The 8,486-nt window shown below is 41.2% G+C and carries 6 protein-coding genes and 3 tRNA genes; 1 reads left to right on the top strand and 8 read right to left on the bottom strand.

Annotated features, from left to right (window positions below):
- Positions 1-177: 177 nt before the first annotated feature.
- The 3 genes from ybeY to miaB all read right to left on the bottom strand — a co-directional run bounded on the left by ybeY (position 178) and on the right by miaB (position 3,168).
- Positions 178-645 (bottom strand): rRNA maturation RNase YbeY, encoded by a 468-nt coding sequence (gene ybeY, locus PSF27_RS19425; RefSeq protein ID WP_206085279.1) that lies wholly within the window; start codon positions 643-645, stop codon positions 178-180.
- Positions 646-1,644 carry a PhoH family protein gene (locus PSF27_RS19420; protein WP_371007839.1) on the bottom strand — a complete coding sequence of 333 codons (999 nt, stop codon included), beginning with the start codon at positions 1,642-1,644 and terminating at the stop codon, positions 646-648. It lies immediately after the preceding gene.
- A 93-nt stretch (positions 1,645-1,737) separates the two neighbouring features.
- Positions 1,738-3,168, bottom strand: coding sequence for a tRNA (N6-isopentenyl adenosine(37)-C2)-methylthiotransferase MiaB (miaB, locus tag PSF27_RS19415; RefSeq protein ID WP_206085280.1), 1,431 nt, complete (start codon positions 3,166-3,168; stop codon positions 1,738-1,740).
- Positions 3,169-3,490: 322 nt separating this feature from the next.
- Between miaB and ubiF the strand changes: the two genes are divergently transcribed.
- On the top strand, positions 3,491-4,678 hold the full coding sequence (ubiF, locus tag PSF27_RS19410; RefSeq protein ID WP_272682091.1) for a 3-demethoxyubiquinol 3-hydroxylase: 1,188 nt from the start codon (positions 3,491-3,493) through the stop codon (positions 4,676-4,678).
- An 88-nt stretch (positions 4,679-4,766) separates the two neighbouring features.
- Here ubiF and PSF27_RS19405 read toward each other — a convergent pair whose 3' ends face one another.
- The 5 genes from PSF27_RS19405 to PSF27_RS19385 all read right to left on the bottom strand — a co-directional run bounded on the left by PSF27_RS19405 (position 4,767) and on the right by PSF27_RS19385 (position 8,486).
- Entirely contained in the window at positions 4,767-6,098 is a 1,332-nt protein-coding gene (locus tag PSF27_RS19405; protein ID WP_272682090.1) for a metallophosphoesterase family protein, read from the bottom strand.
- A gap of 232 nt (positions 6,099-6,330) precedes the next feature.
- Positions 6,331-7,680, bottom strand: coding sequence for a dicarboxylate/amino acid:cation symporter (locus PSF27_RS19400; protein ID WP_272516367.1), 1,350 nt, complete (start codon positions 7,678-7,680; stop codon positions 6,331-6,333).
- Positions 7,681-8,197: 517 nt separating this feature from the next.
- Positions 8,198-8,272, bottom strand: a tRNA-Gln gene (locus PSF27_RS19395).
- A gap of 13 nt (positions 8,273-8,285) precedes the next feature.
- Positions 8,286-8,362: transfer RNA gene (locus tag PSF27_RS19390), tRNA-Met, on the bottom strand.
- Positions 8,363-8,411: 49 nt separating this feature from the next.
- Positions 8,412-8,486 (bottom strand) — tRNA-Gln (locus PSF27_RS19385).

The following is an 8,486-nucleotide window of genomic DNA, read 5'->3' as shown; positions in this document are numbered from 1 at the left end:
CGTATGCTCATACAAAAAAGTTAGCAGGTAAAGTACTTAGAGCGTTAGTTAGTTAATAAAAACAGCTTACTTCATTCTTTTTTAGCATAAAACCGGTGGTTTATCTGCAAAATTACCATCAGTTTTTTGTAAAATAATGCATTCTTCGTAAAAGATGCCTAAAAAATTATAGTTAGGTCACTCTTTTTCTGCAAGATAGGGGTCTTCATAACCCAATTCAGCCAAAATTTCGGTTTCTAAACCTTCCATTTCTTCAGCTTCATCATCTTCAATATGGTCATAACCTAACAGATGCAAGCAGCCGTGAACCACCATATGTGCCCAATGTTCTTCGGCACTTTTTTGCTGTTCAATAGCTTCTTGTTCAACTACTTGGCGACAAATAATTAAATCGCCGAGCAGAGGAAGCTCAATTTCAGGTGGTGCTTCAAAAGGAAAAGATAACACATTAGTGGGTTTATCTTTTCCACGATAAGTGAGGTTGAGATGATGACTTTCCGCTTCATCGACAACACGGATAGTGACTTCGCTTTGAGCTTGGAATTTTGGTAACACAGCGGCTAACCAGCGCTCGAATAGTGCTTCAGAAGGTAAACCTTCAGGGTTTTCACACGCAATTTGTAAATCGAGAATGATGTCACTCATTTATTGGTTTTCCTGCTTTTCCAGCTCTTTTTGCTGTTCTTTTTCTTCACGTAACTGTTGACGGCGCTTGTTATCTTGTTCTTCCCACGCTTCGTAGGCCATAACAACTTTGGCAACGACAGGGTGGCGAACTACGTCTTCACTGTGGAAGAAATTAAAGCTTAAATCATCCACGCCAGAGAGCACTTCAATGGCATGGCGTAGACCTGATTTACTGCCGCGCGGTAAGTCGACTTGTGTGATATCACCAGTCACAACCGCTTTGGAGTTAAACCCAATCCGCGTCAAAAACATTTTCATCTGCTCGATGGTGGTGTTTTGACTTTCATCTAAAATAATAAATGCATCATTTAAAGTACGACCACGCATGTATGCCAGCGGGGCAACTTCAATCACGTTGCGCTCAATCAGTTTTTCAACCTTTTCAAAGCCTAACATCTCAAATAGCGCATCATAAAGCGGACGTAAATATGGGTCGACTTTCTGGCTTAAATCCCCAGGTAAGAAGCCCAGTTTTTCACCAGCTTCAACGGCAGGGCGCGTAAGCAAAATGCGGCGAACTTCTTGGCGTTCTAAGGCATCGACCGCAGCAGCTACCGCTAAATAGGTTTTCCCCGTTCCTGCAGGGCCAATACCGAAGGTAATATCATGGTCCAAAATATTGGCAATATATTGCGCTTGGTTTGGTGTGCGAGGCTTTATCACGCCACGTTTGGTTTTGATATTCACCGCTTTGCCGTAGTCTGGAACGCTTTCGGCGGATTGCTCTAAAATGCGGCTATCCAAAATGGCCAAGTGAATATTTTCAGGGTCGATATCAGGAATAACACCGCGCACAGGCGCGGTATCGACATACAGTTGACGCAAAATTTTGCTCGCCGCTTGTACATTAAGTGGCTTACCCGATAACTTAAAGCGGTTATCACGGCGATTAATTTCGATAGCAAGGCGGCGTTCTAGCTGCTTGATATTATCGTCAAATGGCCCGCAGAGGCTCATTAAACGTTGATTATCTGCGGGTTCTAGAAAGATTTCTTGTGTTGCGATTTGCAAATTTTTTGTCTCGGTCACTGAATATCCTATGGTTGTGGCTTAGGGCTGGAAACTGCCAACACCTAGCTCATCTTCTTTACGGGTGCGTGCAATAACAGATTCTGGTGATTCGTGAACGCGAAGGCCCATTTGATCTTCTGTACGAATAACTTTACCGCGTAATGAGTTGGTATAGACGTCTACAATCTCAACATCCACAAACTTACCGATCATATCTGGCGTGCCTTCAAAGTTCACAACACGGTTATTTTCAGTACGACCAGAAAGCTCCATAACATTTTTACGGGATGTTCCTTCAACTAAGATACGTTGAACGGTACCCACCATTTGGCGGCTGAAGCTCAATGCTTGCTGATTAATGCGCTGCTGTAATAAGTATAGACGTTGTTTTTTCTCTTCTTCAGTGACATCGTCAGGGAGATCTGCTGCTGGCGTGCCAGGACGCGCGGAATAGACAAAGCTGTAGCTCATGTCAAAATTCACGTCAGCAATCAGTTTCATCGTTCTTTCGAAGTCATCAGTCGTTTCACCTGGGAAACCAACGATAAAGTCAGAGCTGATAAGAATACCAGGACGCGCTTCGCGCAGTTTGCGAATAATGGCTTTGTATTCCAGTGCAGTATGAGCACGTTTCATCATGGTGAGAACGCGGTCAGAACCACTTTGCACAGGTAGGTGTAAGAAACTGACTAATTCAGGCGTATCACGGTAAACTTCGATGATATCGTCAGTAAATTCAATTGGGTGGCTAGTGGTAAAGCGAACACGGTCGATACCGTCAATAGCCGCGACTAAACGCAGTAATTCTGCGAATGAGCAAATTTCGCCATCAAAGGTTTCACCGCGGTAAGCGTTAACGTTCTGACCTAATAAGTTGACTTCACGTACGCCTTGCGCGGCTAATTGTGCGATTTCGAATAAAATATCGTCACAAGGGCGGCTAACTTCTTCACCACGGGTATAAGGTACTACGCAGAAAGTACAGTATTTATTACAGCCTTCCATAATAGAAACGAATGCCGTTGGGCCTTCAGCGCGTGGCTCAGGCAAACGGTCAAACTTCTCAATTTCAGGGAAGCTGATGTCAATAACTGGGCTGCGTGTACCTTGCACTTGGTTTATCATCTCTGGAAGACGGTGCAATGTTTGTGGGCCAAAGACAATATCAACACTCGGCGCACGTTGGCGGATAAAATCCCCTTCTTGGGACGCAACACAGCCACCGACACCAATAATGATGTCAGGGTTTTTATCTTTAAAAAACTTCCAACGACCAAGCTGATGGAAGACTTTTTCTTGGGCTTTTTCCCGAATTGAGCAGGTATTGAGCAGGAGTAAATCTGCTTCTTCAGCAACTTCAGTTAGTTGATAACCGTGGGTACTTTCTAATAAAGAGACCATTTTGGATGAGTCATACTCATTCATTTGGCAGCCCCACGTTTTAATGTATAACTTTTTATTCGTCGACATGTCGTATATCCGGTGTTTTCGAAGCGGCTAGTGTAATGGACCCCGAAACGCGTTGTAAATCCAAAGTCCTACCCTCTTTTGGGAACTCGTTTGCATTTTGATTAAGAACATCATTGTATGATGGGATAAATGCAAAGATAGCAAGAAATAATATCACTTCACGAAATTTAAGGGCAGGCAATTTGCCTATTGTTTTAAAAATTAGGACGTATTGTATTCATTTGGGGCTTCAGTGACTAGAGTTCAAGTGGAGATATTGTCTGCGAGGGTAATAAATTTTCGGTACAATACGGCAATCAATTCATAAATAGTGGCCAATGTGATGAATAAACAAATCGAATCTTATGATGTTGTCGTGGTAGGTGCGGGAATGACAGGCGCAGCGGCGGCATTGGGCTTTGCCCAAGAAGGGATGAAGGTGGCTTTGCTTGAGAAGGCACAACCTGCACCATTTGAGCCACACAGTACCCCAGATGTTCGCATTTCGGCAATTAGCCGCGCTTCAGTCGAATTATTAAAGCAACTCGGTGCATGGCAGCATGTAGAAGTCATGCGCAGTGTGCCTTATCGCCAATTAGAAACATGGGAAGAACCCGATAGCAATGTGGTGTTTGATGCCCAAAGCCTTGGTTTGCCAGAGCTAGGTTTTATGGTTGAAAACCGAGTCTTGCAGCTTGCTTTATGGCAAGAGTGCCAACAATACAGTAATTTAGAACTTATTTGCCCCGCAAAGCTGGTGAATTTATACCAACCCAAAAACCAAAAAGCGTGGCGATTAGAACTCGATGATAACCGTCTGTTAGAAGCAAAATTAGTTGTGGGCGCAGATGGCGCAAATTCCCAAGTGCGTAAAATGGCAGGGATTGGCAGCCGCGGTTGGCAATATCGCCAAGCTTGTATGTTGATTACCATTCAAACAGAACAACCTCAACAAGACAAAACGTGGCAGCAATTTTTCCCATCAGGCCCGAGGGCATTTTTACCGTTATACAATAATTGGGCCTCATTGGTCTGGTATGACAGCCCAGCAAAGATTAGACGTTTGCAAAGTATGTCCATGGAACAACTCACTGGTGCGATTTCGGAAGCGTTCCCTGAGCGTTTGGGCAAGGTGACCGCAATTGCATCAGGGGCATTCCCCTTAACACGTCACCATGCTAACCGTTATGTTATTGATGGTTTAGCATTGATTGGCGATGCAGCGCACACAATCAACCCTTTAGCTGGGCAAGGGGTTAATTTAGGCTATCGTGATGTAGAGAGTTTGCTGAATGTGGTGAGTTACGCACGTGAATATTTGCAACCTTGGTATTCTGTTGATGTCTTAAAGCGCTATCAGCGTCGCCGTTTGCCTGATAATTTGGTCATGCAAGCAGGAATGGATGTGTTCTATATGGCGTTTAGCGAGAATCTTCCAGGTTTAAAAATGTTGAGAAACCTAGGGTTGATGGCGGCTCAAAGAGCTGGGGAAGCGAAAAAACTTGCCCTGAAATATGCATTAGGGCTGTAAATGATAAGTGCTTTCATGTTTAGTGAAATATTTCACTCTAAACACCCTAATACTTTAGGGTGAGATAATGTTTGAATGATAAACAAGGTTATTTTGTTTTTTGGATATCAAAAAAGGCTTTTGATTTTAATAAGTATTCTTCCCCTTTGGAAATAACAAAAGTCTCTTGAGATGTAATTACGGTGCTCTTATAACCCGCAGAGGAGTTTATTTTGATGGTTTGATTTTTTTTATTTACATCGGAAATGTATATTTCAGGAGACCAATGACCGTCTTTTAAGTATATGGCAATATTATCAGATAAGGCTAAGGCTTCATTGAGCATGTTTTGAGTGATAATTTCTGTATTTTCAAATGATACTTCGTGATATTCAATATTAGTTTTGAGATCGATTATTTTTTTGCGAAGTGAATTAATATTATCCCAAGTCTCAGGGCTGTAGTTTTTCTCGAGCCCATAATGTTCTTGTGGTCTATAGGTCGCATCACCACTTGGTATATCATTATGATATTTTTTATTCATTAATGAATTTGCTTCTGCTAATAAACGAGGTTTGTCCTCATCATCATTGTTTTCCAGTTTTTTTGCGAGAACAGATAGTGTGGGTAAATGGATTGCATGGCCATATTCAGGTAGTTGAGTATTATGATAGAAGTTCCATGCTTCAAAGATAAGTTTATCATCACTGACTTTTAATAAATAACCTGTTCCTGATGTGGTGACGCCGTTTTCACCTTTAGTAAGGCTTGGGATCTCAATGAGTGTTCCAAAAGGTCGCTGAATGAACTCAATTGTCCCAAAGCCATTGTGAATGTGTCCGCTCAGTAAAATAATTTGGGGATAATCTAAAAAAATCTGTTTTAATTCTTCATCTTGGTTTCCAAAACCACCAAATAAGCCTGCTCGCCAATGTGTTGAGTTAAAGGCTTGATGAGTGAGTACAAAGATAGGTTTATCCGCTACTGCGCCCTCAGGTAATTTTTCTTTTAACCATGCGAGCGAATTAGCGTTCAGCTCCATTTCATCCTTTAGGCCAACATCAGTGTTTAAGCATAAAAAGTGATAGCCTCCGATCCATGCATCTATGCACATCGTACCTTCGTAGCGTGATACGCGGCAATTATCAAGATAGTCGTGATATATCTCAATAAGGTCTGGATCCAATGAACCGTCAGAAGCTGCTCCAGTTCTAACATCATGGTTTCCAAGCATGAGTAATAGATTTTGATGGTATTTCGTTGGGAAATTATTCTGGAAGGTTTGCAATGCCTCTTTTCTATTGGCGTGATAGTCACCAATATCTCCCGCCATGAGCAGGGCAGTCGCCCCACAGTTTGCAATATTAATAATTGATTGTGCTAAGACTGTTTTATCTTCGGCCGAGTTTTGATGGATGTCACTAATAATACCTATAATCACAGAATATATCCTTTATATAATTCATACGTATTACTAATTAACTGTTTATTTAAAATAACTCAATTTCACCTTTTATTAGTTTTAAATAATATAAATTTAAATTGTGATTTATCAGGTTTTAATCTTGTATATCGTTTTAAAAAAGTTGTAGAAAGTGAGAGATAAAAAACCTCTCATGATTGAGAGGTTTTTTGGGATAGCTATCAAGTTTTATCAGAAGAAATGCTCGATCCTATTTAGGATTTCCAAGATCAACCGCGATTTTTTCTTTGGTATTAATGCTGTCATCTTCAGTAATCACTGAATCTAACGTTTCATTTTTTGCTGAGAATGCATGAGCCAGTTTCTCGGTATCTAGCTCTTTTTCCCAACGTGCAACCACGATACATGCGCAAGCATTACCGACTAAGTTGGTTAATGCCCGGCACTCTGACATAAAGCGGTCAATACCAAGAATTAAGGCCATACCAGCAACTGGAATACTTGGTACAACCATCAGTGTTGCGGCTAAGGTAATGAACCCTGCACCTGTTACCCCCGCTGCACCTTTTGAGCTGATCATGGCAACGAGCAACAAGGAGATTTGTTCCCAAATCGTGAGCTCGATATTGGTAGCTTGTGCGATAAACAAAGCCGCCATGGTCATATAGATGTTGGTACCGTCAAGATTAAATGAGTAGCCTGTTGGGATCACTAAACCCACAACGGATTTTTCGCACCCTGCATGCTCCATTTTTCTCATTAAGCTTGGCAGTGCTGCTTCAGAAGAAGAGGTACCTAAAACTAACCAAAGTTCGTCTTTGATGTATTTAATCAACTCAATGATTGAGAAACCGTTATATTTTGCAACAGCCCCTAATACCAGTAATACAAAGAGTAAAGAGGTGATGTAGAACGTCATTATCAGCATCATTAAGTTGCCAATAGATGAGATCCCATATTTCCCAATGGTAAATGCCATTGCACCGAATGCCCCGATTGGTGCGAGTTTCATTAGCATCGCAACCATTTTGAACACAGGTTCAGAGAAGTTTTGCAGTAACTTAACAATTGGCTCCCCGTGCTTGCCTGTTGCTGCTAATGCTAATCCGAAAATAACGGCAATAAACAGAACCTGAAGAATGTTACCGTTTACCAGCGGACTAATCACGGTATCAGGAATAATGTTCATCAAGAAGCCAACAATTGATGACTCGTGTGCTTTGGCAACGTAACCTGCTACTTTTGTGCTATCGAGGGTTGCTGGGTCAATATTTAAGCCATCACCTGGGCGAATGACGTTCGCAACGATGAGACCAATAATGAGTGCGACAGTAGAGAAGGTAATGAAGTAGAGCATTGATTTACCCGCAACGCTACCCACAGCCTTCATGTTTGACATGCCTGAGATACCTGTTACCACTGTTAAGAAGATAACTGGTGCGATGATCATTTTAACGATTTTGATGAATGCATCACCAAGCGGTTTTAGTGACTCTCCAATGTCTGGGAAAAAGTGGCCTAGCGCAATACCTAAGGCGATGGCTACGATGACCTGAACATATAAGATTTTATATATTGGTTGCTTTATCATGTTTCGCATAAATTTTCTCTGTAAAAATGTTGCGTTTTGGCAATTTATAATTATTAGGTTTAAAACTTTTATTTGAGTTTTTGAGAACTAATTAATGGAACGGAAGATGGGAGTGAGTTTTCCAGTGACTTATTTGTCACCAATCATACCTAACTACAATTCGAGCGCAGGTTACCACTTTCAACAGTTAAATAGAAATGATTAAAGTCACAGATTTAATAGAAAAGTTATGCAAAAGTAAATTTTATGGGCGAAATGTTGCTTAGTTAACATTTAAAACGATTAAGTCACTGGTTAATTAGTATCCACGAGATTTAATAAAATAAAAACATGAAAAAAGAGTACGATTCTACTGAAAAAGTGCATAAACATGCAAATTTTGATGCAATAAATTGGTTTTCAGTAAGAAAAACGGATTTATTATCTAATCATCTAAACTTGATTTAATTTATTAATAAAAATGATAATGAAAATAAGCGAATTAAAAAGAGACTGTATTAGAAAGATAAGGAAGAAAAAAAAGGAATGGCTGGGGTACCAGGATTCGAACCTGGGGATGCCAGGATCAAAACCTGGTGCCTTACCGCTTGGCGATACCCCAACAACAAAAGAAATGGTAGCTACGACGGGATTCGAACCTGTGACCCCAACATTATGAGTGTTGTGCTCTAACCAACTGAGCTACATAGCCATTTTTTATTTCTTTAAGATGATTTTTTGCAACAAGAGGGGATAGTAGATGGCTGGGGTACCAGGATTCGAACCTGGGAATGCCAGGATCAAAACCTGGTGCCTTACCGCTTGGCGATACCCCA

Source organism: Providencia sp. PROV129, assembly GCF_028482245.1.
GTDB lineage: Bacteria > Pseudomonadota > Gammaproteobacteria > Enterobacterales > Enterobacteriaceae > Providencia > Providencia vermicola.
The sequence above is the reverse complement of the archived record's forward strand: the minus strand, read 5'-3'. Positions and strand labels throughout refer to the sequence as shown.

Excerpts from the sequence above, each read along its gene's own strand:
- PSF27_RS19420 (WP_371007839.1), bottom strand. The coding sequence starts at position 1,644 with ATGAGCCTCTGCGGGCCATTTGACGATAATATCAAGCAGCTAGAACGC.
- miaB (WP_206085280.1), bottom strand. The coding sequence starts at position 3,168 with ATGTCGACGAATAAAAAGTTATACATTAAAACGTGGGGCTGCCAAATG.
- ybeY (WP_206085279.1), bottom strand. The coding sequence starts at position 645 with ATGAGTGACATCATTCTCGATTTACAAATTGCGTGTGAAAACCCTGAA.
- PSF27_RS19400 (WP_272516367.1), bottom strand. The coding sequence starts at position 7,680 with ATGCGAAACATGATAAAGCAACCAATATATAAAATCTTATATGTTCAG.
- ubiF (WP_272682091.1), top strand. The coding sequence starts at position 3,491 with ATGAATAAACAAATCGAATCTTATGATGTTGTCGTGGTAGGTGCGGGA.